The sequence below is a fragment of the Mucilaginibacter gossypiicola genome (genome assembly GCF_900110105.1).
Taxonomy (GTDB): domain Bacteria; phylum Bacteroidota; class Bacteroidia; order Sphingobacteriales; family Sphingobacteriaceae; genus Mucilaginibacter; species Mucilaginibacter gossypiicola.
The window spans coordinates 732603-758446 of sequence record NZ_FOCL01000002.1; the positions used below are offsets into that span (position 1 = coordinate 732603).

Consider the following 25844-nt stretch of genomic DNA (forward strand, 5'->3'; position numbering starts at 1 on the left):
TATCCATAATTGCGAAAGCCAAAGTTTTACTATTTTTGAACACACAAAATTTAACGACATGAATTTTCCGGCTGAATTAAAATACACTAAAGACCACGAGTGGATAAAGGTTGAAGGCAATGTAGCTACCGTAGGCATCACTGAGTTTGCTCAAAGTGAGCTGGGCGATATTGTTTATGTTGACGTTACTTCATTAGGTAAAGAAGTTGCTAAAGACGAGGTTTTTGGTACTGTTGAGGCAGTTAAAACTGTATCTGACCTGTTTATGCCCGTTACCGGTACTGTAACTGAAGTTAACCCGGCCCTAAACAGCGAACCTGAGCTGGTTAACACTGATCCATATGGCGAAGGCTGGATGGTAAAGATCACCGTAGCTGATGCTGCTGATGTTGATTCTCTTTTATCTGCCGACGATTACAAAACGGTTATCGGCGTATAAATGAAGCTGCTTTTAAAATATCACGGGCCCGCTATTTTGTGGGCCTTATTTGTTTTAGTTATTTGCTCGGTACACCTTGACTCGGTTGATAAATCGCCGTTATTTTTTGAAGGCTTTGACAAGCTTACACACTGCGGTTTATTTTTCACCCTGATTGTGCTGGTTAGTTTTGGTGTTATCAGGCAACAAAAGCCCCGGCGGCTTACGTATACAGGTATGTTTGTCATTTGGATTGTCAGCGTATTTTTCGGGGGATTAATCGAAGTGCTGCAGGCATCCGTTTTCACCTGGCGCACCGGCGATTGGAATGATCTTTTTTGTGATGTATTAGGTGCCTGCATGGGTGTTTTTAGCGTTATGCTGACTATTGAGGCGATTGGAAAAAAATGAAAAAAAACAAACTGATTATATTATTGGGAGCACTGCTGTTAACAGGGGCTTCATCATGCGGAATTTTCCACAAAGGTTGTGGCTGTCCGCATTTTGGAAAAGTTAAAGCAACAGGCTCAAATGTGCAAATGATAAGTTAGATGTGCAGATGATGATAGATGTGCGGATTTTAAATGTGCAGATGTGCAAATGATGGTTTAGCGAGTAAGATTATTTCAGGCAAAGCACAATTTACTAATCAATTTGTGGGTGTTCAACTTTTTAAAGTGTAAACACTTGCGATTTTTTTCAAAACAAACACTACTGATAATCAGCGCCTTAATTTTAGTAGCTATCGGCAAATTATCAAGCATGAACAAATCACTACTGATAATCAAAGACTTGTATTTTTTAGAAATTAAAAGCTGAACACCCGTTTTTTAAAAACTGAACACTGACAGGATCGCGTCAGTAAAAGCAGAATCAATGGCATCAAAAAGTCATTTGCACATTTGAAATCTGCACATTTGGAACCCCTCGCATTTCCATCCAAATTTCACATTAAAGTCATTTGCACATCTGCACATTTAAAATCTGCACATCACGGCGCATCTTATTTGGATTTAATATAAATAAGCTTACATTTGCTACGTTTTATATTATAAATGATGAGGCTATCACAACTGGAAGTAGGCGAAACAGGTATTGTAAAGGAATTTACCGACCTTGAAATGTCGGTAAAACTCATGGAGATGGGTTGTTTACCCGGCGAAGAAGTCCGCATTTCGCGTATTGCCCCTCTTGGCGATCCTATTGCCATCAGCGTATCCGGCTATCAGCTTAGCTTACGCAGGTTTGAAGCGTCCACCATCATTTTGCAGTAGTTTGTAAGCATTGAAAAACAATATAAGAGTTGCTCTTGTAGGAAATCCAAATACCGGTAAATCAACTCTATTTAATATACTAACCGGGCTAAATCAAAAAATCGGAAACTTTCCGGGGGTTACTGTTGATAAAAAAACAGGCTTTTGTACCCTGCCCGATGGCCGCACGGCCGAAATAATTGACCTTCCGGGCACTTATAGCATCTACCCAAAAAGTAAAGACGAATCTATTGTATTTTCGGTACTGGCCGATAAATCAAAAGGCATGGTGCCCGATTTGGTTGTGGTGATCTTGGATGCATCCAACTTAAAACGCAACCTGCTGCTTTATACCCAGATTGCCGACCTGAAGATTCCCGTAGTGGTGGCGCTTAATATGATCGATGTATCGGAGAAAGCAGGCATCAAAATAAACATCGATCTTTTTGCCAAAAAGCTGGGCGTACCGGTTGTACCTATCTCTGCCAGGAAAAATACCGGCATCGATAAGCTTAAAAGCGCCATTGCCTTTGCCAACAGCGTGCCGTTGCAGCAGGATACCATTGATATTGAAAGCATCGCCCCGGGCATTATAGCCCAGATAAAAGGGGAGATGCAGGTTGAAAATCCCTATGTGGCGCTTCAGCTCGCCCATCAGCATGAAACGCTGAGCTATCTTTCGGCAACCGAAAGCGACCGCATTGAACAGCTGGAGCAGGAGCACGCTTTCCACTCGCAAAAAGCACAGGCTACAGAAACCGTTGCCCGCTATAATTTCATCAACGATCTGCTTTACGATACCGTTACCAAGCCCGAAACGGCACATGACGAAACTGTAAGCAACAAGATAGATAAGATCCTTACCCACAAAGTATTTGGCTTTGTGATCTTCTTCGCCATTTTGCTGTTCATATTCCAGGCCATTTTTTCATGGTCGGCATATCCGATGTCGCTCATTGAAGACCTGTTTATCTGGCTGCAAGCCGGTGCTGCTAAAGTATTGCCTGCCGGTCCTCTGAGTAGTTTGATCATTGATGGTGTACTCGCCGGCCTGAGTGGGGTGCTGGTGTTTATTCCTCAAATTGCTATCCTCTTTGCGCTGATCTCTATTTTGGAAGATACGGGCTACATGTCGCGCGTTACCTTCATGATGGATAAAGTAATGCGTAAGGTAGGGCTCAACGGTAAATCGGTAGTGCCGCTTATCGGCGGTTTTGCATGCGCAGTGCCATCTATCATGAGTACCCGCACTATCGAAAACTGGAAAGACAGGATGATCACCATCATGGTAACGCCACTGGTGGCTTGCTCGGCCCGTTTACCCGTTTATACCTTATTGATTGCATTGGTTGTTCCTAACCGAAACGTGTGGTGGATCTTTAACCTGCAAGGCCTCGCGCTTACGGCCATGTATGTGCTCAGCATTTTTTCGGCTGTTATTGTGGCTTTTGTGATGAAGTTTATATTGAAAGCCCGCGAACGTGGCTACTTTATCATGGAACTGCCCGTTTACCGCATGCCAAGATGGAAGAATGTGATATTTACCATGTATGACCGTTCAAAAACCTTTGTGCTGCAAGCCGGCAAGGTGATCATTGCGGTATCGGTAATACTATGGGTATTGAAATCATACGGTCCGGGCGACAGGTTTGCACAAATAGATAAACAATACGCCCAGCCGCAATACACCAAAACCATGACACCGGACAGCCTGACCAAAGTTATCGCTTCCGAAAAACTGGAAAACTCTTATGCCGGCGTATTCGGTCATGTTATTGAGCCCGTTATTAAACCGCTTGGCTTTGATTGGAAGATAGGCATAGCGCTCATCAGTTCATTTGCTGCCCGCGAAGTATTTGTGGGCACCATGGCCACCATTTACAGCGTGGAGGGCGATGCCGACAAGCTGCAATCGGTACAGGAAAAAATGCATGAAGCTAAAAATCCAGAAACCGGTGAACCAGTATTTACGCTGGCGGTAGCTTTCTCGCTCATGATGTTTTATGCCTTTGCTATGCAATGCGCCAGCACCGTGGCTGTAGTGTACCGCGAAACTAAAGACTGGCGATGGCCGGCCGCTCAGTTTGCCTATATGACTATGTTGGCGTATACGGCATCATTTATTGTGTATCACTGGTTGAAGTAGTTTTTTTAGTTTAATTCATGGATCATAATTGATGGTTCATGGTAAAAAAGCTGAGCAATGCACCTTATTTTAACTTTACTTAGAGCTGTTTAAAAATGAGTGAAAATTTCTTTTGCGTAGAGACGCATAATTGCATCTCCCGTAGGACAAGTCTTTTTGAAGGTTATCTTGCCATCGTAAATTGTATGCGGGAGACGCAATTATGCGTCTCTACAATTAAAAACAATAAATTTAAACAGCTTCTTAGTCATAGAACAATAACAAAAAAAGCGATGAACCATGATCTATGAACTATAAGCCGCAAAATTCTTATCTTTGATTTGAGGTAAAAATTGGATAAAGTAAAAGTTTTAGAGAAATATTTACCGGCAGAAGCGGCCCCGCTTATTGCCCGGTGGATCGACTACTTCAAATGCGAATTTAAAATTTCGCGCAACCGCAACAGTAAATTTGGCGATTATCGTTCACCTTACGGAGGCAAAGGTCATCGGATCTCAGTTAATTATGATCTTAACCCCTATGCTTTTTTGGTAACAACCGTACATGAGTTTGCGCACCTGCATACCTGGAACGAGCATAAGCAAAAAGCCAAACCCCACGGAACAGAGTGGAAAAACAATTTCAAAAAAATGATGCAGCCATTTTTTGAAAAGGAAATTTTTCCGGCCGATGTTAAAAAAGCTATCATAAACTATCTGGATAATCCAGCTGCTTCAAGCTGCTCGGATCTTAACCTGTACCGCTCGCTGCGCAAATACGACCCGCCAAAAGAGTCGGAAGCAATTTTAACGGTTGAAAAGATTCCGCTTAAGGCATTATTCAAGCTGAAGGACGGCAGGGTATTCCGCAAGGATGAAAAGCTGCGTAAACGGTTTAAATGTACTGAAGTGGCTACCAAACGCATTTATTTGTTTAGCCCGGTAGCCGAGGTGGAGTTGATTGAGGGAGCTACAGCGGCTTAGATTAAAGAAAGAAATTTATACACGAATGCCTTTCAAGTAGGTTACAATTAATCGAATTACACGAATCTTGATTGACCTGCAATTTAAAATTCGTGTAATTCGATCAATTCGTAAAAATTTTTCAAACTTAAATGGGGTTTCCTTACCGCGCAGCAGGGAAATCACTTTTGGAACACGAGGCACCTACGGAGCCTTGAAACTCGTTTAATTTTCCCTATAAACACGCTACCCCTCGGGGGTGGTCATTAAGTTAAGGGATTGACAGGTTGCACCAGAGGTGCAAAAGGTTTGTAGAAATTAAAGATTTGTTTGTCTTGGTGTGCCAGAGGTACACAACTCCGAGTGTTCCGTACCTCTGGCACGGTTATTTTCGGTATATGATATTACTACAAACCTGTTCCCCCTCTGGGGAATTTCCCCTTAACTTAATGACATTGCCCTCCGGGGTTGTCACCGTTAAATCTTATAACTCCGTTAGGAGTATCGTGTTTATAGCAACATATTACTTTTGCAACAGGCTCCATAGGTGCCCCGTGTCGCCTGTTTGTTTTAAAAGCGATTCCCTGAACCGTGCAGGCGCAAACTTTTTTATTTAAGCTGTTTTAGCTAAATTAGCATAAAAGTATTTACAACATGAGTACTACCATCCCTGCAACTGCTGTCGATATCTACCGGATGCTGCCCGAGGGTACCAGGTGCGAAGTGCTGTACAACCAACTCATCATGACGCCGGCACCCAACACCGATCATCAATTTATTTCCGTAAAACTTTCGGCCCTGCTGTATAATTTTTTAGAAGAAACAGGAAAAGGTGTAATTCTGCATGCCCCTGCTGATGTCTATTTTGAACAGGAACAATCCGTTTTACAGCCAGATGTACTGGTGATCCTCAATGAAAATAAATCCATCATCCAAAAAGATGGCATTCATGGTGCGCCAGATGTTGTTTTTGAAATATTGTCAGGCAACCGCATCCATGACACTTTAAAAAAGAAAAGCCTGTATGAAAAGGCTGGTGTGAAAGAATATTTCATTATTGATCCTGAGGACAAGAAGGTGATCATGTTTGCTTTTAATGAAATCAATCAGTACGAGCTGGCTTATGAACTCACCGGTAAAATCACCTCTGCGGTTTTGGGGTGCAGCTTTAATTTGTAAAAAACATGAGTTATATCTGCAGCCATTGCGGCAAAGAACACGAAGAATGGCCAGCCCTTACTTTCAATGCACCGTATGCATATTACAGACTTAGCAACGAAGATAAAAATAACATAGCCGAGCTTGGGTCGGATCATTGCATCATCAATTATAAAAATCAAACAGATTTATTCATTAGAGCTACTCTAATTCAAAAAGTTAACAGCCATTGTAATAATTTAGACTATGGCATATGGGTTTCACTAAGCGAAAAAAGTTATAATGACTATGCTGATAACTTCGATAACGAGAATCACATAACATCATATTTTGGATACCTAAGCAATAATATACCAGGATATGAAGATACATTCATTATCCACACCACCGTTAATACCCGTGCTGGTAATGAGCGGCCCGAGGTTGTACCTCATGAAGGTTTTGAGCATCCATTTGTAACTGATTACTATAATGGCATTGAGAAAGATGAAGCTGAACGCAGAATAGCGGACATGTCAAAAAGCCAATAGCTTTTCCTATTTTCCTGATCCCAAATCACCCAATCAATTTATTCCGTACTTTTACCGCATGGCAAAAGTTACATCATTTGTAAATAACCCTTACCAGGAAAATACCTATATTTTGCACGATGAAACCGGCGAATGCGTGATCATTGACCCGGGCATGTATACCGCACCCGAGCAAAACGCTGTTGTTAATTTCATCAAAAGCAATAACCTGAAGCCTGTTATGCTGCTTAATACCCATTGCCATGTTGACCATGTATTAGGTAACAAATTTGTGTTTGACCAATACGGCCTTAAACCCCGTTTCCACATTGGCGAATCAGAAGTACTGGCAGCCGTGGTAGCTTATGCCCCATCTATGGGTTTTCAATATGAGGTATCACCTATGCCCGATGAGTTTTTGCCCGAAACAGGTACCATCCATTTTGGCAATACCACTCTGCATTTGATTTTTGCGCCGGGACATTCGCCTGCACATTTGTGTTTTTATGATAAAGAGGCAAAAATCCTGATAGGGGGAGATGTACTGTTCAGGAATAGTATCGGTCGTACGGATTTACCCGGCGGTAACTTTACCCAGCTGATAGACAATATCGAGACCAAACTGTTCACCCTGCCCGATGATGTTACCGTTTATCCCGGCCACGGCCCCGAAACAACCATCGGCTATGAAAAACAAAACAATCCGTTTTTAACTTAGTTAACATCATAGTAACGTTTTACTGAGCACAAGCAAAACCTGAACGCATAATCCCCACACAATTTGAACACGTCCATTTACATAGCAAAGCGTTACCTGTTTTCGGGTAAAAAAATGCATGCTATCAATATCATTTCGGGCATTTCTATGCTGGGGGTACTCATTGGCAGTGCGGCTTTGCTCATTATCCTTTCGGTGTTCAATGGCTTTGAAAAAGTTATCCTGTCGTTATACAGCAATTTTACGCCCGAAATAAAGATAGAAGCCAAACTGGGCAAAACTTTTAACCCCAACACGCCTTACTTTGCTTCCCTGCATAAAGATGCCCGTGTGTTTTCTTTTACCGAGGTGCTTCAGGAAAAAGCCCTGATCAAATATGCCGACAATCCCTTTTTGGGCACGGTAATGGGTGTGAGCGATGATTTTTTGAAAAACAGCCAGCTTGATAGTACCATAGCCATAGGCTCGTTCACGCTTAAAAGCGGCAATCAAAACTTTGCGGTGATCGGCTCTACAATACAACGTACTTTGGGCATTAACGTACATGATCAGCTTTCGCCAATACAGATTTTTTCGCCGCGGCGCGATGCGGAAAACTCGGCCAACCCCTTAAACGAATTTGTTGTTCGCAGTATCAATCCGTCGGGCGTATTTGCCATACAGCAGGAGTTTGATGATATAACTGTAACCCCAATTGAGTTTGCCCGCGACCTGCTCGATCAACCGGTGAACGTATCTTCACTGCAGCTCAATTTTAAACGCGGTACTAATCTCGATGCCGTGCAAAATGACATTCAGGATAAAATAGGAAAAGATTTTACCGTAAAAAACCGGAAAGAACAAAACAGTGAGCTTTATAAAACGCTTAATTATGAAAGCTGGGCGGTTTATATGATCCTTACCTTTGTGCTAATTATCGCAATATTTAATATCATTGGCTCGTTAACCATGCTGGTTATTGATAAGCGGAAGGATATAGCCATTTTAAGCGGATTAGGCGCCAACAAAAGCATGATCCAGGGCATTTTCTTTTTTGAAGGGATGATGATCACTGCTGTTGGTTGTATCATCGGCATAGTGCTCGGCACCATCTTTTGCCTGCTGCAGCAGCATTACGGCTGGATAAAAATGGGGGCTAAAATGACGGTACTTGACGCTTATCCCATCGACTTGAAAGTTAAGGATTTTGGCCTGGTGCTGTTAACCGTTGGCGGTATTTCGGTAATTGCGGCCGGCATCAGCGCCCGTTTAAGTATTAAAGGATTGGATGAAATCAAACAGGATTTGTAAATTTGTTAAATGGGTATGAGGTATATCAGAGTTTTTATTTTGCTGCTTGTTGTTACTGCTGTTTACGCATGTAATAACGATACCCATAAAAAGGATGAGGTTACGCTTTACAAAGGCTTGTACAGTGCCGGCCCCGAAATAAAATCATTTAAAGATTGCGACAGTGGCCAGGAATTTTGGGCTGTTGACAGTTCGGCCCAGCTTGAATTGCAGTACTCGCAGCTCAATTTCGAAAAACCTTACGAGCCCGTTTATGTAGAGGTTGAAGGCATCAAATCAAAATCGGGCAAAGCGGGGATGGGGTCGGAATATGACAGTACCCTTGTTGTAAAAAAAGTAATAAAAATAACCAAAGAGATCCCGCAGGACGTTTGTAATTAACACCCTGCCGTCATTGTTAATAAAAGCCTAAAACAATAACTTAGGCTTTTGCATTAAGCATTAAATACTCATCTGCCTTATCGGCGTTAACTAATAACCAATGGAATCAAAACGTCAGCAAAAATTTGCCGGAGTAATACAGGAAGACCTTGCAACAATTTTTCAGCGCGAGGGTATGAATTATTTGCCCAATACCCTTATCACTATCACCAAGGTACGCGTAACACCCGATTTGGCCATAGCCCGTATATTTTTAAGCTTTTTAGGCAACCCTAATGTGCAAACCGCTTTGCATACCATCAAATCGCACGCCTCGGAGATCAGGTATAAACTTGGCGCACGCATTAAAGACCAGGTAAGGATTATCCCCCAACTGGAGTTTTTTGTTGATGATACCAGCGAATACGTTGAACGCATGGACAAGATCTTTGATAAGATCAGCAAAGAAGAGCGCCAACCGGATACCGAAGAAAACTAACCGCTTTTTAATGGACCGGCATAAGCTGTTTGCTGATTACATTAACAATCATCCTGAAGCCATTGGCAAAGTGGTTGATTTTGATGCAGATCATGACCGCCTTTATCATTTTGACCTTACTGCCGCCAACAAAGAGCTGACGGCAGAGGTTATTAACAAGCCCTGGCTGTTTAGTCAGCTGGTTAGCGATAAGCTGCATGATAATAATTGCCGTTACGGCATTGGCGGCTATATGGAACACCGCACCATCTATGCCTTCAGCAGCCATTTTGATACTGATGACGAGCCCCGCCGCTTACACCTGGGTGTTGATATCTGGAGCGATGCCGGAACGCCTGTATACGCTCCGCTCGATGGCATTGTACACAGCTTCCAGGATAACAATAACATTGGCGATTACGGTCCGACGATTATTTTACAGCATGACCTTGACGGGCTCCCCCTTTACAGCTTGTACGGGCATTTAAGCCGTAAAAGTTTAGAGGGCCTTTCTGTCGGTAAGCCGGTATTTAAAAACCAGCAAATAGCAACTTTTGGCAATGCCGATGAAAACGGCCAATGGCCGCCGCACCTGCATTTCCAGCTGATGTTTGATATGGAAGGCAGGCAAGGCGACTATCCCGGCGTAAGCAGGTTTTCTGAAAAAGAAACCTGGCAAAAGAATATCCCCGATCCGGGATTGATACTGAGGTTTCCGGATGCGGTGAATGTGGGGTAGTCCACTTTCAAAGGCGCAATTTCTCTCACTATGTTGGTTAAAAAAGCCATGTCATTGCGAGGAGGAACGACGAAGCAATCGCATGCTATACAGAGCGGCCACGCTTCCGTGCGGTTGCCACGCTGCGCTCGCAATGACATGTTTTTTGAAAGAAATTATTTCATCTTCTGAACATCTACAGGACAACACCCAATAAAATTCCCAAACATAATCCCCAATTTATTGTCGATATTTATACTATGCTTAAAGCACTGTATTTCAATATCGCATTGCTGTTGTTTACGGCCGGCTATTCGTTTGCCCAGCAGCCTGCATTTAAAGGCGGCACGCAAGCGTTAAATGATTTCCTGAAGGCTAAGATCATCTACCCCGAATACTCGCGGCAAAACTGTATTTCGGGCACTATCAATGTTTCGTTCATGGTTGATAAAGATGGTGTGGTACACGATGCCAAAGTGCAGGATGGCCCCGGCATTGACCTGGACGATGAAGCTTTGAGGGTCATTAAACTTACCTCGGGCCAATGGACAGTGCCGGCGGGGTACAATCTTAAAACCACGATTGTTCAACCCATCCGCTTTGACCCTGATCCGGCCCGTTGCGGACCTGCCAATATTCGTGATATACAGAGCGCCATAGCCAGTTACAAAGCCCAGCAGGAGCTGGAAAATGCAGTTACCAACTACTACAGCAACAAATACAAAGGCAAAGCTGATACTACCAAAGAGGCCATCATCATCAACCTCAAAAAGCAACTTGGCTATGATGATGATTTTATAAACGATGTGCTAAGCCAGGCGAATGAGAAATTTAAGCAGGGCGATAAAGAAGGCGCCTGCCACGACTGGAATTTCATCCGCAACATAGGCAGCGATAAAGCCGATAATTTTATCAGGAAGTATTGCGCAGCACGCTAATTGGGTAGGTGAACAATATGTCATTGCGAGGAGCAGCATGGGCAAAAGCCCTTGGGGCGACGTGGCAATCTCGTAGCCATACAGATCGAACATGCATTGGCTACGAGATTGCTACGCTCGCAATGACATGTTTTTGTTTGCTCTTCCCTCGCATTAACCTTGCGCTCGTTTGCAACGGGCGCTTAATATGGATTGGCGATTGCATCGCCATTGCGTTACAAACGCAAACCCAGGTTACGCACTCGTTAAAAACGAGCGCGAGTTAAAATTAAAGAAACAAAATCTTTGCACCTTAGCGCCTTTGCAAGCCTTTCGCAAACCATAAATTACTTACCTTGCCCCGGTTATGAAAACCAAACCTGAACTTCGCAAAAAAATAAAAACCTGGATAATTGTATTCATTATTGGCCTCGTATTAAGTGGGGTAACAGCATTCCCCATCGAAACTGAACTTGCTTTCTTTGCAAATCATTCAGCCATATTTCCCGCCTTTATGCAGAGCTGGATAACCAACGTTTATCTCGCTGTAAAAACCACTAATCAAAACTATCCTTACCTGGCCTACGGAACCGACTGGCTGGCTTTCGGTCACCTGGTTATTGCTATGGCATTTGTTGGCCCGCTGAAAGATCCGGTTAAAAACATTTGGATAATTGAGTTCGGGATGATTGCCTGCGTAATGGTGTTCCCGCTGGCTTTTATTGCAGGTCCTATCCGTGGCATCCCTGTTTACTGGCGATTTGTTGATTGCTGTTTCGGCATTTTCGGGATTATGCCCTTGTATATCGTTTATCGGGATATCAAAAAATTAGAAGCTATGCACGGGTAATGATCAGGTCCGCTTGCTTTTTTTAGCTTGCTCTGTTTCAACAATATTGGTATTGAGCTGCTTTTTTGGGGCTGCTGCTTCTTTCCCTAAAATATATTCCACTATCACTTTACCCATTTTTTGTTTGCCAACCGTTGAAAGGTGGCCGGTATTACGGTACAAAATCTTATGTTTTTCATAGTCATCGCACACTAAATTAAAAGGTACAATAATGGTCGAATCTTTCAGATGGGTGTCTTTCAACATTTCGTTTGCCTGCTTTCGATAACCATCCAGGCTCCGGGTACTTCCATTATCAATCAACAGGGATGAAACCTCATTACGTACTTTTTTCAGGATATCAAGGCTGTCTGTTTCCTCTTTAAAACCAAACTCAGGCATGGTTACAAAAACAGGCCCAATGTTGTTTCGCGCCAGATCGCTGATAATGAGCGAACAGTAGTAGGCATAAAACCTGGCGCCCATTTCGCCTTCGGCATCGCTGGTACCGGCCAGAATAATGCAGTAATCAAGGTTATGGTGTAGTATTTCGTAACTTGAATAAGGCTGCCCTGGCTTGGCATACAGGTTATCGTAAATCTCCTTTGTTTTTGCTTCAGGCTGGCCAAAGGCTATTACCTCTGTGTTTATCCCGCGTTTTTTAAATTCATCTCTGATAATGGTATCTATAGTAATGCCGGTTGCCCAGCTATCGCCAATGATCCCTACTCTTAAGGTATCATTTCTGTGTTTCTTTTCGGGCACAAAAGCATGCCTTTTTTCAAGAGAATAACGCTGGTACAGGTAAAAACCAAAACCGGTTGTTACTATCAATAACAATAGCAGCAATAGCCTTAATTTTAATTTCATTCAGATATAAATTTCAATTACGGGGGTAATAATTTGAAACCATTTTCAAGCCGTATTGATATAAATCTACGGCTTAAACACCACTTTTTACGATAAAAAAACCTAAATGTTAGTGTGCCCGGCTAAATTATTCTTTTTATCCGATTTCTTACTTTTCTGGTGTCAGGAAAAGCATTATGTTAAAACATTTGTACAAAATGTATGAACATATCATTTTTCATACTATATTGCCCCCGTTAAATCAATTTGGAGCACAAATATGTATTTGCAAATTGTAGCATAAATTATCTAACTTTAATCTCTGTTTAACCAATTTTAAACCCATGTACCGGAAGTTGTATTATGTGTGGCTTACGATAGCCATCTGCATGCTGTACACGTTTTATTCCTGCCATTCATCTGGCGGGGCGGCCGACGAGCAGGTGCCCGATACCATCAGTTACAACTTTAATATCCGGCCTATCCTTTCAGACAAATGTTTTAAATGTCATGGTCCCGATGCCTCCCATCGCGAAGCAGACTTACGACTGGATATTGCCGAAAGCGCCTATAAAGCCTTAAAGGATAATCCGTCGTCACATGCCCTTGTTCCCGGCGAACCGATGCAATCTGAGGTTTATCGACGCATCTCCACTAAAGATACTACCGAGCAGATGCCACCTGCGTCATCCAACCTGAAAAGGTTATCGCCTTATGAGGTTGAGCTCATTCACAAATGGATAAAACAGGGTGCCAAATATGAAAAACATTGGGCTTTCGTTGCCCCGCGTAATTACCCTGTTCCGGCAGTGAAAAATACGGCATGGCCTAAAAACGCCATCGATAATTTTGTGCTGCAAAAAATGGAGCAGACAACCCTTGAACCCAATCCCGAAGCCGATAAAGAACGCCTGTTAAAACGCATTTCGCTCGATTTGACCGGTCTGCCGCCTTCCCTTGCATTAATGGATGAGTTTTTGGCCGACAAAAGCGCCAATGCTTACGAAAAAATGGTAGATAAGCTGATGGCCACACCACAATACGGTGAAAAAATGGCGCTGCACTGGTTGGATGTTGCGCGTTATGCAGATTCGCACGGTTACCAGGATGATAATTACCGTACCCAATGGCCATGGCGAGATTGGGTGATCCATGCCTATAATGAGAACCTGCCATACGATAAATTTATCACCTGGCAATTAGCCGGCGATCAATTGCCTAATGCTACTAAAGAACAGCTGTTAGCCACCGGCTTTAACCGTAACCATAAAATAACCGAAGAGGGCGGTGTAATTGACGAGGAATACCGTGTAAGCTATGTGACCGACCGTACCAATACCTTCGGCAAGGCCATGTTAGGTGTTACATTGGAATGTGCCCACTGTCACGATCATAAATACGATCCTTTTTCGCAAAAGGAATATTACCAGGTTTATGCCTTTTTTAACAATGTGAAAGAAGTAGGCCTGCAATCAACCGTTGGCGGGCCCGAAACCTATGCCAAAAACCCCATGATGCAGATCAGCAATGAGGATGTTAAAAAGATTCTAACATTTGTAAACAAGCGCGATACCGATAAGCTCATTGTATCTATCATGACGGATAGCGACAAGGTAAGGCCTACTTATATTCTTAAACGAGGCAACTATGATGCCCATGGCGATGAGGTGCAAGCCGGTACGCCAAAGTCGATATTACCATTCACCAATAATTACCCTAAAAACCGCTTAGGCCTGGCCGAATGGCTGTTCAACAAAAACAACCCGCTTACCGCCCGCGTGTTTGTAAACCAGATGTGGCAGGAGTTTTTTGGCAAGGGGATAGTAAAAAGTTCGGGCGATTTCGGTATGCAGGGCGATCTGCCATCGCACCCCGAGCTTCTGGACTGGCTCGCAGTTGATTTCCGTGATCATGGCTGGAACATCAAGCGATTGGTAAAACAGATCGTGATGTCGGCCACTTATAGGCAATCCGCCGCAGTAACGCCCGAAAAACAGAAAGAAGATCCGGATAATACTTTATTAGCCCGGGGCCCGCGAGGCCGTTTACCGGCCGAATTTGTGCGCGATTTGGTATTGGCCAGTAGCGGATTGCTTAACCCAACCATCGGCGGACCAAGTGTTAACCCTTACCAGCCGCCGGGCCTTTGGGAAAATGCAACATCGGGCAGAGGGATTTTAGCTAATTACAAACAAGTACATGGCCCTAACTTGTATCGACGCGGTATGTACACATTGATTAAGCGTACGGTTCCACCGGCATCGCTGGGCATTTTTGACGCCAGTAACCGCGACCAGTGCGAGGTGAAGCGCCTACGTACCAATACGCCATTGCAGGCTTTAGTAATGCTTAACGATCCAACCGTGTTGGAAAGTGCGAGAGTTTTAGCCGCCAAACTTTTGCAGGATAAAAGCACATCGACAGAGAAGATCACCAAGGCGTTTCGGCTGATCCTGTGCCGGCATCCACAACAAAAAGAACTGTCTATTTTAACATCGTACTATGCCGATGAGTTAAAAACGATGAAAAAGGCCGATGCCGAAAAACTACTAACTGTAGGTGAATACCCGGTACCAGCCAATTTGGATAAAGTAACACTGGCAGCCATGATGAAAGTGGTTGATACCATGTATAATTTGGAAGAAGCAATAACAAAAACCTGAGCACATGGAAAAAGATTTTTTAGAAAACAGGCTTAACATCAACCGGCGCAGGTTTCTTTCAAGGCTCAGTTTGGGCATTGGCAGCGTAGCGCTGGGCTCGTTGCTTATCCCCGACCTGTTTAGCGGCAAAGGTGATGAAGCCGAGGCGGATTTTATTCCCGGCATACCCAACTTTGCGCCTAAAGCCAAACGGGTAATTTACCTGTTTCAGGATGGAGCACCTTCACAACTCGAATCATTTGATTATAAGCCCAAGCTGCGCGAAATGATGGGGCAGGAGCTGCCTGCATCTGTTCGCGGCAACCAGATCTTAACAGGGATGACCGCCAAACAGGCTTCGTTCCCGCTGGTGGGTTCATTTTATGATTTTAAGCAATATGGCGAATCGCGGGCCTGGATCAGCGATATGTTCCCGCACATTGGCAAAATAGCCGATGACATCTGCATTATTAAATCGCTTAACACCGATGCTATTAACCACGATCCGGCACTTACCTTTTTCCAAACCGGGGCACAGCAGGGCAACCGCCCAAGCATGGGTTCGTGGGTAAGCTACGGCCTCGGCAGCGAAAACAAAAACCTTCCGGCATTTACAGTACTCCTCTCAAAGGGAAAAGGAAACGGGCAGGGCGTTTACTCCAAACTGTGGAGTAATGGTTTCCTGGATTCCATTCACCAGGGCGTGCAGTTCAGCAGCGGCGAAGACCCTATCCTGTACTTAAATGACCCCGAAGGTCTGAACCGTCATGAGCGCCGTAAAATGCTGGATAAACTGGCCGAGCTCAATGACATGAACTATAAAGAGTTTGGCGACCCGGAGATAAATACCAAAGTGCAACAGTATGAAATGGCCTATCGCATGCAAACCGCGGTACCCGAAATTATGGACGTAAGCAAAGAGTCGGATGATATTGTAAAGATGTACGGGCCCGAATGCCTTATTCCCGGCACCTATGCTGCCAACTGTTTACTGGCCCGTAAACTTTCAGAAAATGGGGTTCGCTTTGTACAGCTCTATCACCAGGGCTGGGACCAGCACAGCAACCTGCCCCAGGAAATGGCCGGGCAAGCCAAAGATGTCGACCAGGCATCTGCAGCATTGGTTACCGATCTCAAACAACGCGGCCTGTTGGATGAAACACTGGTGATCTGGGGCGGCGAGTTCGGTCGCACCAATTACAGCCAGGGCAAACTGGAAAAAGCCAATTACGGCCGCGATCATCATCCGCGCTGTTTCAGTATCTGGATGGCCGGCGGCGGCATCAAACCCGGCATAGTTTACGGCGAAACTGATGAGTTTGGCTATAACATTGTAAGGGATCCGGTGCATGTGCATGATTTTCATGCCACCATTTTAAATCAATTAGGCATCGACCATAAAAAACTAACTTATAAAAGCCAGGGCCGCAGGTACAGGTTAACGGATGTTGCCGGCAATGTGGTGAAGGGGATAATAGCGTAAACAACTGCCGCGGGATTAGCGCAGCGTATCCCGTGGTAAACCAAAATGTAAGCTTTCAGCTTACAAAGTTCAGCTGAAAGCTGAAACCATGCGACACCACGGGGCACAGCCCCGCGGCAGCTATGGAAATAGAATAAATCAACAAAAAATATCAGCGAAATCAACGCAATCATAAAAAATCAACGGTATGGAAAGAAGAGAATTTATCAAGCACACTTCAGTTTTATCAGCAGGCTTTTTTATAGCTAAGGACATGTTAGCCAAAGATAACGGGCCAATTTACGGCCATGGCAATATGCGCTACCGCATGGATAAAAACTGGAGCAAGGCCGATTCGCAGAAGAACCCGGTGAACGATTGCCATGAGATGGTGCAGGACTCGAAAGGCCGCATTTTGCTGCTTACCAACGAAACCAAAAACAATGTGCTTATCTATAATAAATCGGGCAAGCTGCTAAGCACCTGGGGACATGATTTCCCCGGCGCACATGGCCTAACCCTGTTTAATGAAAACGGTACAGAAGTATTGTTCATAACCGATACTGTAAAACACCAGGTTTATAAAACTACATTAGATGGCCGCATTTTAATGACCATTGATGTGCCGCTGGAAACCGGCGTTTACAAAAAGGCCGAAGAATTTGTCCCTACCGAAACTACGATCGACAGCAATGGCGACATTTTTATTGCTGATGGCTACGGTGCGCAATATGTTACCCATTATGATAAGGATGGCAAACTGAAAGGTTTCTTCGGCGGCAAGGGCGAGGGCGACGAACACCTGGATAATGCCCACGGCATCGTGATCGACAGAAGATACGACACACCTACCTTGCTGGTTACCGACCGTACCCGCAACTGCTTTAAACGCTTCAGCATGGACGGAAAACTGCAGGAAGTGATCAAGCTGCCCGGCGCATGTGTTTGCCGCCCGGTAATTAAGGGAGATCATTTGTATGCCGCCGTACTTCGTTCGCCCGATCTGAGCAAGGAAAATACCGGCTTCACTACCATATTGGATAAGAACAATAAAGTAGTATCAAACCTCGGCGGCACCGAGCCTGTATATACCGATGGCGTATTGCAACCTATGGCCCAGGCCGAAAAGATTTTCCTGAACCCGCATGATGTGTGTGTGGATAACGATGAGAATTTGTACGTAGCGCAATGGGCATCGGGCAAGGTATATCCTTATAAATTCACAAGGGTTTAATCAATTACACATACAGCCCGGCGTATATGAAAAGCAGCCATAAAGGTATTGCAGAGGGGGCATTGTTTGCCCTCAATATTTTCATTATTGTATTACTCATAGCAGGCGATAGCCTGGTTGTGCCCCGCTGGCTGCAACCGGTTGGCCGCATGCACCCGCTCATCCTGCATTTCCCAATCGTAATACTGATGCTGGCTATGGTGATGGAGTTTTTCCGTTACCGGGAAGAGTTTATTAATGAAAAACTGTATCAAACTTTTACAAGCTACCTGTTGCTGCTGGGAGCTTTGCTCTCGTCAATAACGGTGATCATGGGCTTGTTCCTGTCGAGGGAACCGGGATACGAGGGCGATACTTTACAGTGGCATAAATGGTTTGGCGTAAGTGTGGCCTTTACTGGCTACGGCGTTTACCTTATCCGTCATACCTCAAAATATACCGTAAGGCTGGCTAAGGCAGGGGCAGTGATAACTGTTTTCTGTTTGATTGTTGCCGGCCATCTGGGCGGCAACCTTACCCACGGCAATGATTTTGTTTTGGGCCCGGTGATGGATCAAAGCAAAAATGCGGTACCTATAGACCAGGCGCTGGTTTACAATGATGTGATCCGTCCCATATTCGAGGTAAAATGCCAGAGCTGTCACAATCCCGATAAAATGAAGGGAGGCTTGATGCTCACCGATTCGGCAGCAATAATGAAAGGCGGTAAAAACGGCAAGCTATTTATAGCCGGCGACCCAGCCATGAGCCTGCTCCTGCAACGCGTGCACCTGCCCGAAACCGAAAAGAAACACATGCCGCCAACCGGCAAAACCCAGCTTACTGATGATGAAAAAATGCTGCTTTACCTTTGGATAAAAAGCAAAGCCGGCTTCAGCAAAAAAGTGACAGACCTGCCTGCCAACGATTCATTACGGATGATAGCCGCAACTCATCTAAAACCAGCCGAAAGCGAAGAAGAGGTCTATGACTTTTCGGCCGCTAATGAAAAGGATATTCAAAAACTCAATAATAATTACCGGGCGGTTTACCCGCTGGCTAATGAGTCGCCTGCATTGGCGGTTAACATCTACAATAAAAGCACTTACAATGTTAAGGTACTGGATGAGCTAAGCGCTATCAGGAAGCAAGTCGTTTCACTCGATCTGAACAAGATGCCGGTAAAGGATGCCGACCTGAAAACCATTGCCAAATTTGAAAACCTGCACAGGCTAAACCTCAACTTCAGCGATGTTACCGGGAAAGGATTAAAAGAATTAGCAGGTTTAAAATATCTCAAAAGCGTTTCGCTGGCGGGGGTTAAACTAACTACAGCAGATGTAAAACAACTCATTGCCATAAAAAGTATTAATGAACTTGCGGTATGGGATAGCGGACTGAACCCTGCCGATCTGCAATCGCTTCAAAAACAGAATCCTAAGCTAAGCCTGTTAACCGGCTTTAAAGATGATGGCAAAGTAATGAAGCTTACCAGTCCGCAGTTAAAAAACACGGCGGTTATATTTAAACAGAATTACGCACTGCAGCTTAGCAATCCTATTAAAGGGGCCGATATCCGTTATACTACCGATGGTTCGGCACCCGACAGCATTAAAGCAGCATCGTTTAAACCCGGCGTTGTTTTTACGCAAAGTACGGTGATAAAAGCAAGGGCATTTAAAGCCGGCTGGTTGGGTAGCGATACCGTACAGTTTAATGTTTACAAATGTGCCTACACGCCCGATAGCATCAGCTTTATTACATATCCGGATAATAAGTACAAAGGCGATGGCGCAAAAACAATCATCGATAAAGAATTAGGCGGCGGCAATTTCGGTAACGGCAAATGGATCGCATCACAAAAAGATCTGGCAGTTATCATGTGGTTCAATAAACCAATTGATCTGCATTCGGTGAGCCTTAATGTGATGCGCAACATAGGTTCGCAGATCTTTTTACCTGTCGGGGTTGAAGTTTGGGGAGGTGCCGATCAAAACCACCTGAAGCTGCTAAGCACGATCAAAACAGGCACACCTAACCAAGCCGATCCGTTTGCGCTGACGCCGCTGGAATGTAAGTTAAGATCCGCACAACAGGTGTCCTGTATAAAACTGGTTGCACAACCGCTCAAAAGTGTACCGGCATGGCATCCGGCCAAAGGTAAACCGGGTTGGGTGTTTTTAGATGAAGTGTTTTTGAATTGATGGGGTTACTGGTTGAAGTTTAGTGATAGCTTTCTTCTTTTATGTCATTGCGAGGCACGAAGCAATCGCACGGAAGCAGGGCGGACCTGTATAGCATGCGATTGCCACGTCGCCCCCAGAGCTCATTCCCAGCCCCGCTCCTCGCAATGACATGGTTTTATTTGCTTCCTCTAAAAAAACATATAACTCACATGCTTCAACACCTGGCGTAATTTTTCAAGGGCGATGCTCATCTGGCGCTCAACAGTTTTAGGGGAGATATTGAGTTGTACGGCAATTTCCCGGTATTTCATATCGCTGAACCGGCTTAGTACAAAAATTTCGCGGCATTTCTCGGGGAGGGTTGCAATGGCTGCTTCTATCTGCAGGGCAAGCTCTTTTTCTTCAAGACCATTTTCAAGCGTATTACGCAGCTCATCAAACAGGTTGTTTTTTTCGAGATAATTAACGTAAAGGTTTTCTATTTTTTGGCGCTTGAGGTAATTGAGGCTCCGGTTTTGCACCATTTTAAAAAGATAGGAACTTACCGACGAGCAAAAATTCACCTCGTGCCCGCGCTCCCATAGGAGGGTAAACACATCGGCAGTAATTTCTTCGGCAATGGTTAAATCATTTACAAAGCGGTTGGAGAACAAAGTTAACCGGGTATAGTATAGCCTAAACAGGGTTTCAAAAGCTTTCGCGTCACCCTGTATAAATGAGGTTATAGGTAATTTGTTTTCCTGGATCATTAATCCTGCCTTTAATTAATCCGAATACTTTTTAAAAAACTTTAACAAGTTACGAAATTTTTCGTTCCGCATCAAATTTAATATGGAAATAATAAAAAGCTAACCCCAAACATTCTGTAAAAAAACAGTTACGCGTAATATGAAGGGGGCATTTACGCCACATGCCGAATAAAATTGAAAAATATTTCACCCGGCTTTGAGGGTATCCGTTTTTTCGATTGTCTTAACGATAATATTACAAATGGATAACGAAGAAGTAAAACTACTGTTGGTAAAATATATCACCGGCGAAGCTACCACACAGGAGCTTGAGCAGGTTAAACAGTGGATAAGTGCGCACCCCGAAAACGAGCAGTATTTTGCACAATTGTATGAAACCTGGCATAACATGCTTTACCTGCAGCCAGCGGTTGTAAATAAAGATCATGCCTATAATAAACTTTCGGCTGAGATAGAGCCCAAACAACCGTCGCGCTATGCAAGGCTGATCACCTGGGGAAAAGCGGCTGCCGCTATTGCTTTACTGGCGGCAGTTACTGCCACCTTATATAACAGGTATTCAAAAAACGTGGAGAGTGTCAGGCAAATAGCTGCTAATCCAGGCGCCATTAAAAAAATTGTTTTGAGCGATGGCACACAGGTTTGGCTTAATGCGGGCAGTAAGCTTAACTATACAGCCGATTTTGGCAAAACAACCCGTACTGTTTATTTAGAGGGCGAGGCATTTTTCGATATCGCCCCGGGCAAAAAGGAGATTCCTTTTATTGTTAACACAAAAAACTATACCATCAGGGATATCGGCACCAAATTTAACCTTAAGGCCTATACCACCGACCCATTCTTTGAAACTACCGTGGTAAAAGGAGAGGTATCGGTTGAAGGGAATGTAGATAACAACGCCCATGAAATGAGCCGCATTTATGTAAAGCCACGGCAGGTGCTCAGGATCTACTATCACCCTAAAAAAGAAAACTATAGCTACACCACACCCGACCCTAAAAGCCTGAGCGAGATCCAGGTATCAGAGATCGACTCGGCCAAGCTTGACCGCTATGACGGCTGGAAGGAAAACCTGCTGGTGTTTGACGGCACTACGCTTAGCGAGATAGCCAAAGTACTGGAGCGAAGATATAACGTAACCATAAACATGACCGATGCCGAATTGAGCAGCATCCGCTATTCGGGCAGCTTTAAAAACATCCCGAGCATTGAAAAGGTGCTTGCAATTATAAAGGCCAATACCGCTATAGATTATTCAATAAGCGGCAATACAGTAAACATTACACGAAACAACAATAATGATTAACGACTAACTAAAACAAAAAGGAAACTATGATTAAAAACTAACATTCTCTTTTACATAAAAAACCCGGATGTGCTACCAACACGCCCGGGCCTAAAGCAATCAAAGCTAATACCCTACGCTTGGGGAAGCATCGTATTAACTGATTAACAAACAAATTTATGATTAATTTTTACAGAAAGTCCGCTCTGGCCGCCGGCCCGTGGCAAAAAACGATCAAAATTATGAAGCTGGTAACCGTTCTGCTCTTAACGGGCATTATGCAAATACACGCTGCCGCTTATTCACAAAACGTTTACAACTTTAGTGTAAACAATATTTCTGTTAAGCAAATGTTTAAGCAGATTGAAAAAAGCAGTAAATACACTGTTTTTTACAGGCTTGACCAGGTTGACGTTGACAAGAAAATAAATGTGGACGTGCAGGACGCGCCTATTGAAACCGTAATGCAGAAGGTGCTGCAAAAACAGCCTTTAACCTTCCAGGTGGTAGATGACATTATCATCATAAAACCCGCAGATGAAAAACCAATTGTTACTTTAACCGTAACGGGGGTGGTTAAAGATGTTAGCGGTCAGCCCTTACCGGGGGTAAGCGTAAAGCTGAGGGGCAGTAATTTAGGCACAGTTACCGACATCAACGGTAAATATACCCTCACTATGCCCGACGGCAAAGGGACGCTCGAATTTGGCTTTTTAGGCTTTACCGCGCAAGCTGTACCGGTAAACGGACAAACCACCATCAACATAACCTTGCTTGAAGAGTCAAAAGCGCTGAACGAGGTGGTTGTAGTTGGCTACACCACGCAGAAAAAGAAAGACCTTACCGGCGCTGTTGCGGTAGTTAACGTTAAAGACCTTAACAAACAGGCTTCATCATCAGTGATCAACCAGTTACAGGGCCAGGCATCTGGTGTTACGGTTACCGGTTCGGGCCAGCCGGGCGAAGAACCTCAGATCCACATTCGTGGCTTCAATACTTTTGGTATTAATACGCCTTTGTATATAGTTGACGGTGTGGAAACAACCGATGTAAGTACCCTTAACCCTAATGATGTTGAATCGTTCCAGGTGTTGAAAGATGCCAGCTCTGCATCCATTTACGGTTCGAGGGCTGCCAACGGCGTTATTATCATTACCACCAAAAAAGGTAAAGGCAAGGTAAACATCCAGTATGATGCCTACTATGGTACGCAAAAACCTAAAGGCGGCAATGTTTGGGATATTTTAAGCCCGAAAGATATGGCTACCCTGAAAATGACTGCTCAGAAAAACTCGGGCATCACCGATTTTCAGGACGATCAATACAATCCGGATGGCACCGGTTCAACTTATACCCTGCCTGATTATATCACGCCTGCGGGCGCAAAAGAAGGTGATGCATCGGTTAATCCAGCGCTTTATTATGTGAACCCCAACTTCACATCGCCCGATGATTACAACAGCTTTTACCGCATAACAAAGGCCAATAAAGCTGGTACCGACTGGTATCATGCCCTTTTCAAAAACGCGCCTATTACAAGCCATAACCTTTCTATAAGCGGCAGTACGGATCAGGCCAGCTACTTATTTTCATTGAACTATTTTAACCAGCAGGGTACTTTGATTGATACTTATCAAAAACGGTACAGTCTGCGTTCAAATACAACCTTCAACTTAACCAAGCATATCCGCGTTGGCGAAAACCTGGCTTATACCATTACTAAAAATCCAAAGGTAAGCACCAATGATCCCGATGGTGTTATCACCATGGCCATTCGTGAGCAGCCAATTATACCGGTTTATGATATTAAGGGCAACTATGCGGGCAGCTATGGCTCGGGATTGGGCGATGCCAATAACCCGGTTGCCATACAAAACCGCAGTGCTGTTAACGGCGCTATCGACTATAGGATCTTAGGAAATATTTTTGCAGAAGCTGACATTATCAAAGGCCTTACTTTACGTACAAGTTTTGGTGGCGATATTGCCAACGGGCATGATCATTATTTCTCTTATCCAACTTATGAAAACGTTGAAAACTCGTTAACAAACAGTTACAGCGAAGATTCATACAGCAACTACAATTACCTGTGGACAAACACCCTGACTTATCAGCGCGAGTTCGGCAAACATAGTATCAAAGCTTTAGTAGGTACTGAAGCCGTTTCCTATTACAACTCCAGCCTTGGCGCAAACAGTAAAAACTATTTCTCGTTTGATCCTAATTACGTGAACCTGTCAACCGGTACTCCGGGCAGCAATTACAGCAACAAAAGCTCTTACTCACTTTTCTCTGAGTTTGCCCGTTTTGATTATGCCTATGATGATAAGTATTTATTCAATTCAACCATCCGCCGGGACGGGGCATCACAGTTCTCTGAAGCTAACAAATATGGCTACTTCCCTTCGTTTAGTGCAGGCTGGCGCATCTCGCAGGAGAGCTTCCTAAAAAACACTAAATGGATCACCGATTTGAAGATCAGGGGCGGCTGGGGTATTATGGGTAACCAGATCAATATTAACCCTGAAAACGCCTTTACTACTTTCAATACTGCTATAGGCCAGTCTTATTATCCTATCAATGGCGGCCCGGATATTGTTCCAGGTTTCTTCCAGGCGCAGATTGCCAACCCTAATGCCAAATGGGAAAAAGACATTAATACCAACTTTGGTTTTGATGCTACCTTATTTAACGGACAACTTTCTGTCACTGCCGACTACTATCGTAAAGACATCCGCGATCTGTTATTTAATGCCCCTCAATTAGGTACAGCAGGTAACGGTGCGGTGCCATACATAAACGTTGGCAAAATGAAAACCGATGGTTTGGATATATCTGTAACTGGTAATTTTAAAGCTAACAGCGACCTGAGCTTTACCACTACCGGCACGTTTACCACCTACAGCAATAAAATTAAAACCGTATCAACCGGTGCCGATTATTTTTACGGAGATCACCTGGGCAGGTTTGATAACTTCATAAGCCGCAACCAGGTAGGCCATTCATTGGGCGAGTTTTACGGATACCAGATAGAAGGTTTCTGGAACTCGCAAGCTGAAATAGATGCAGCCGACGCAGCCGTAAAAAAAGCGACCAATGATCCTAATGCCTATTATCAATCGGACGTTAAAGTTGGCCGTTTCCGTTATAAAGATGTTAACGGCGATGGGATAATTACCGATGCCGACCGTACTTTTATCGGCAACCCCAATCCTAAAGTTACAGCGGGTTTAAACTTGAGCGTTACTTATAAAAACTTTGATGCAAGTGTATTCCTGTATGGTTCATTTGGTGGCAAAATCTGGAACAGCGTAAAATACTGGACAGACTTTTATTCATCGTTTGAAACCGCCAAAAGCCATACCGCTTTGTATGACTCGTGGACACCAACCAACCATAATGCAAAAGCACCAATCCAGGAGCTTGATGCCTCAACCAGCAGCGGTTCAACACCAAACTCTTATTTTGTTGAAAACGGTACTTACGTAAGGATGCGTAACGCGCAGATCGGCTATTCATTTAACCTGAACAGCCTGAAGAAAATAGGGGTACAAAAACTAAGGATCTATGCTTCGGCAACCAATCTGTTTACCATTACCGGGTACAAGGGTGTCGATCCTGAGCTGAGCGGCTCTACCAGCACGTTTGGTATTGATGAGGGCAGCTATGGCAGTCCACGTACATTTTTATTCGGTGTTAACTTTTCATTATAACAGATTATTC

The 25844-nt window shown here is 44.1% G+C and carries 22 protein-coding genes; 20 read left to right on the plus strand and 2 right to left on the minus strand.

The window, feature by feature from the left end; translation table 11 throughout:
• The first annotated feature begins 58 nt into the window (after positions 1-58).
• The 14 genes from gcvH to BMX50_RS08540 all read left to right on the plus strand — a co-directional run bounded on the left by gcvH (position 59) and on the right by BMX50_RS08540 (position 11756).
• Complete coding sequence (gene gcvH, locus BMX50_RS08475) at positions 59-439, plus strand: glycine cleavage system protein GcvH (RefSeq protein ID WP_091210058.1); 381 nt, start codon at positions 59-61, stop codon at positions 437-439.
• The gene (locus BMX50_RS08480; RefSeq protein WP_091210059.1) at positions 440-829 is read left to right on the plus strand and encodes a VanZ family protein; all 390 of its coding nucleotides are present in this window, start codon (positions 440-442) and stop codon (positions 827-829) included. It abuts the gene before it with no gap.
• A 647-nt stretch (positions 830-1476) separates the two neighbouring features.
• Positions 1477-1692 carry a FeoA family protein gene (locus BMX50_RS08485; protein WP_091210060.1) on the plus strand — a complete coding sequence of 72 codons (216 nt, stop codon included), beginning with the start codon at positions 1477-1479 and terminating at the stop codon, positions 1690-1692.
• A 10-nt stretch (positions 1693-1702) separates the two neighbouring features.
• Entirely contained in the window at positions 1703-3817 is a 2115-nt protein-coding gene (feoB, locus tag BMX50_RS08490; protein WP_091210061.1) for a ferrous iron transport protein B, read from the plus strand.
• A gap of 332 nt (positions 3818-4149) precedes the next feature.
• Complete coding sequence (locus BMX50_RS08495) at positions 4150-4779, plus strand: SprT-like domain-containing protein (RefSeq protein ID WP_091210062.1); 630 nt, start codon at positions 4150-4152, stop codon at positions 4777-4779.
• A gap of 633 nt (positions 4780-5412) precedes the next feature.
• Entirely contained in the window at positions 5413-5937 is a 525-nt protein-coding gene (locus BMX50_RS08500) for a Uma2 family endonuclease (protein WP_091210063.1), read from the plus strand.
• 5 nt (positions 5938-5942) lie between these two features.
• Positions 5943-6446, plus strand: coding sequence for a DUF2199 domain-containing protein (locus BMX50_RS08505; protein ID WP_091210064.1), 504 nt, complete (start codon positions 5943-5945; stop codon positions 6444-6446).
• Positions 6447-6504: 58 nt separating this feature from the next.
• Entirely contained in the window at positions 6505-7143 is a 639-nt protein-coding gene (locus tag BMX50_RS08510; protein ID WP_091210065.1) for an MBL fold metallo-hydrolase, read from the plus strand.
• Positions 7144-7206: 63 nt separating this feature from the next.
• A complete protein-coding gene (locus tag BMX50_RS08515) occupies positions 7207-8433 on the plus strand; it encodes an FtsX-like permease family protein (protein WP_091210066.1) in 1227 nt (408 codons plus the stop codon).
• A gap of 15 nt (positions 8434-8448) precedes the next feature.
• Positions 8449-8814, plus strand: a complete 366-nt coding sequence (locus BMX50_RS08520; RefSeq protein ID WP_091210358.1) for a hypothetical protein — start codon at positions 8449-8451, stop codon at positions 8812-8814.
• Between the two features lie 100 nt (positions 8815-8914).
• Positions 8915-9292 carry a 30S ribosome-binding factor RbfA gene (gene rbfA, locus BMX50_RS08525; RefSeq protein WP_091210067.1) on the plus strand — a complete coding sequence of 126 codons (378 nt, stop codon included), beginning with the start codon at positions 8915-8917 and terminating at the stop codon, positions 9290-9292.
• 10 nt (positions 9293-9302) lie between these two features.
• Complete coding sequence (locus tag BMX50_RS08530) at positions 9303-10010, plus strand: peptidoglycan DD-metalloendopeptidase family protein (RefSeq protein ID WP_091210068.1); 708 nt, start codon at positions 9303-9305, stop codon at positions 10008-10010.
• A 239-nt stretch (positions 10011-10249) separates the two neighbouring features.
• A complete protein-coding gene (locus tag BMX50_RS08535; RefSeq protein ID WP_091210069.1) occupies positions 10250-10927 on the plus strand; it encodes an energy transducer TonB in 678 nt (225 codons plus the stop codon).
• A gap of 346 nt (positions 10928-11273) precedes the next feature.
• Positions 11274-11756, plus strand: a complete 483-nt coding sequence (locus BMX50_RS08540; RefSeq protein ID WP_091210070.1) for a hypothetical protein — start codon at positions 11274-11276, stop codon at positions 11754-11756.
• Between the two features lie 3 nt (positions 11757-11759).
• Here the strand turns inward: BMX50_RS08540 and BMX50_RS08545 are convergent, their stop codons facing one another.
• The gene (locus BMX50_RS08545; RefSeq protein ID WP_091210071.1) at positions 11760-12605 is read right to left on the minus strand and encodes a hypothetical protein; all 846 of its coding nucleotides are present in this window, start codon (positions 12603-12605) and stop codon (positions 11760-11762) included.
• 323 nt (positions 12606-12928) lie between these two features.
• Between BMX50_RS08545 and BMX50_RS08550 the strand changes: the two genes are divergently transcribed.
• The 4 genes from BMX50_RS08550 to BMX50_RS08565 all read left to right on the plus strand — a co-directional run bounded on the left by BMX50_RS08550 (position 12929) and on the right by BMX50_RS08565 (position 20105).
• A complete protein-coding gene (locus tag BMX50_RS08550; protein WP_091210072.1) occupies positions 12929-15247 on the plus strand; it encodes a PSD1 and planctomycete cytochrome C domain-containing protein in 2319 nt (772 codons plus the stop codon).
• 4 nt (positions 15248-15251) lie between these two features.
• Complete coding sequence (locus BMX50_RS08555) at positions 15252-16709, plus strand: DUF1501 domain-containing protein (RefSeq protein ID WP_091210073.1); 1458 nt, start codon at positions 15252-15254, stop codon at positions 16707-16709.
• Between the two features lie 187 nt (positions 16710-16896).
• Positions 16897-17922, plus strand: coding sequence for an NHL repeat-containing protein (locus tag BMX50_RS08560; protein ID WP_091210074.1), 1026 nt, complete (start codon positions 16897-16899; stop codon positions 17920-17922).
• Positions 17923-17948: 26 nt separating this feature from the next.
• The gene (locus BMX50_RS08565) at positions 17949-20105 is read left to right on the plus strand and encodes a c-type cytochrome domain-containing protein (RefSeq protein WP_091210075.1); all 2157 of its coding nucleotides are present in this window, start codon (positions 17949-17951) and stop codon (positions 20103-20105) included.
• 170 nt (positions 20106-20275) lie between these two features.
• Here the strand turns inward: BMX50_RS08565 and BMX50_RS08570 are convergent, their stop codons facing one another.
• Positions 20276-20836: an RNA polymerase sigma-70 factor gene (locus tag BMX50_RS08570; RefSeq protein WP_091210076.1), complete on the minus strand. Its 561-nt coding sequence runs from the start codon at positions 20834-20836 to the stop codon at positions 20276-20278.
• Positions 20837-21077: 241 nt separating this feature from the next.
• Here BMX50_RS08570 and BMX50_RS08575 point away from each other — a divergent pair, with 241 nt between their 5' ends.
• Positions 21078-22142 carry a FecR family protein gene (locus tag BMX50_RS08575; RefSeq protein ID WP_091210077.1) on the plus strand — a complete coding sequence of 355 codons (1065 nt, stop codon included), beginning with the start codon at positions 21078-21080 and terminating at the stop codon, positions 22140-22142.
• A 221-nt stretch (positions 22143-22363) separates the two neighbouring features.
• Positions 22364-25834: a TonB-dependent receptor gene (locus tag BMX50_RS08580; RefSeq protein WP_208864665.1), complete on the plus strand. Its 3471-nt coding sequence runs from the start codon at positions 22364-22366 to the stop codon at positions 25832-25834.
• The last annotated feature ends 10 nt before the right edge of the window (positions 25835-25844 follow it).